The sequence below is a fragment of the Paenibacillus sp. VTT E-133291 genome, from assembly GCF_002264395.1.
Classification (GTDB): domain Bacteria; phylum Bacillota; class Bacilli; order Paenibacillales; family Paenibacillaceae; genus Paenibacillus_AQ; species Paenibacillus_AQ nitricinens.
This window is the reverse complement of the sequence record NZ_NFVA01000200.1, coordinates 1-1,749: the sequence shown is the minus strand read 5'-3', so window position 1 is coordinate 1,749 and position 1,749 is coordinate 1. Positions and strand designations below refer to the sequence as shown.

The window sequence follows — 1,749 nt, the reverse complement described above, 5'->3', positions numbered from 1 at the left end:
TATAGATAGCGCCCATGCTGGGCGCACATAGAAAAGGAGACCTCTTCGAAATTAAGAGGTCTCCTTAGATCAAAGAAAATATCTGTATTGTCCATCATAAGAAAATATAAATTTTTTGTATTATTTTTTTAAAAAATTCTTTACACCATCATAAATAACAAGTAATCCAATAATTATTGCTAATGATCTAATAATGAATTCAACATACAATAGAGGGCCCAAAATGTTGTCTGAAGAATAGGTATACCCTGTAAGGATTATTGGTGAGAACATAATTAATAAACCAATGATGATACTTGATAAGAGCAATTTGCTGTTTTTATCCACTCAATTATACACCCCCTAATCATTGGGTATTTGCAAGACAATAATACCATTATTTTTAATTAAAGGGAAACATATCAATTCATACTAATTTTTTCTACTCGATATATGTACTCTTTTAAAAAATAAAACCATGAAGGATCGCTAAAGTAATTAGATCCTTCATGGTTTGATCTTTTTTTATTTTAGTACCAAGTAAAAGGATCGGATTGGAAAATCGTCATATACAAATTAGTAGCAGCGGTAGCAGAAATTCCAAGAGTTGTTGAACCACCAACGCCTATTTGTATATTACCAGTAACTGATTGAATACCACCGTTATTATAAAACTTCCCGTCTGCAATGTAGTAAATGGTATTTGCATCTTGAAGATTCACGTAAAGAGTACCAACATAAGTCTTTGCAACCGTCGTAGAACCATTATTATACAATGTATTCATACTTGAAGTCATAATTTTTATAATACCACGAAAACCGTCACCTTCACTTGTTTGACAGTAGAACTCCATTGATGGTCGATAGTAGGAGTTATTAATACCTTCGAGGTATTTGGTTACCGTTCTATATGTGTTTAAGCGTGCTGCCGATTCTCTACTTTCTAACGAAATTCTATTATTGGCACCAGAATTATTTAAAATGATTGCAGAGGCTTCTTCCTCAGTGATTCCTTGTTCTTCAGACATGAGTGAAACCAATTCATCGTAAGTTAAAACATCACTTACGATTACATCTTTGGACAATTGATCCAAATCATTTTCTAAATCGATAGTTTGTGCAATTGACGTAGCCGGACTTTCTTCAACACTACTCGATGCAAATGCAGGTGATCCCACCGCCAAGAGACACACAGATAAAGAAGTTAGTAATAGTTTCTTAAAACTCATTTTTATCACTCTCTTTCTTTTATTTGGAATGTTTTCATAACCTTTATTCTTTAATTAAAATAATCAGAAGACTGAATCTCAGAGCACTCAATGTATGAGATCAAGTACTCTTTTCATTTGGATGGAAGAATTGTACTTTCTTTGACGTACCTTTGTTCGTTGTCTAGGATTTCTTCAGCGATAGATCCTAACAGTGGGTGGGTACACAATTTTACTAGCCAACTTGCATACGGTTTTATATTTTTTACAACTCTCCCTTCTTATGGTATATATCCATCTTACAACAAACGTAAAAATTTCCAATAGTATAAAAGTATTGGATTAATATGTTAATTGTGGTTCGTGTTTTTGCATACATAGTGTCGAAGTTTCATAAATATTGTTAGAAATTAAATATATAGGGGCGAAAGTCTTAGGGCGATATAAACTTGTAATTGAAAATCACTGAATACGATATGATGAATAGCCTTGTTCGTTTTCTTCTTAAATCGAGTAGGAGGGGGCGGCGAGCCTTCCTCTCCATCTATCTGCTTCATTTACT

The 1,749-nt window shown here is 33.2% G+C and carries 1 protein-coding gene; it reads right to left on the bottom strand.

Annotated elements, in window-relative coordinates; all coding sequences use genetic code 11:
- Positions 1–509 precede the first annotated feature (509 nt).
- Positions 510–1,208, bottom strand: coding sequence for a hypothetical protein (locus CA598_RS31500; protein ID WP_094879046.1), 699 nt, complete (start codon positions 1,206–1,208; stop codon positions 510–512).
- Positions 1,209–1,749 lie beyond the last annotated feature (541 nt).

Excerpts from the sequence above, each read along its gene's own strand:
- CA598_RS31500 (WP_094879046.1), bottom strand. The coding sequence starts at position 1,208 with ATGAGTTTTAAGAAACTATTACTAACTTCTTTATCTGTGTGTCTCTTG.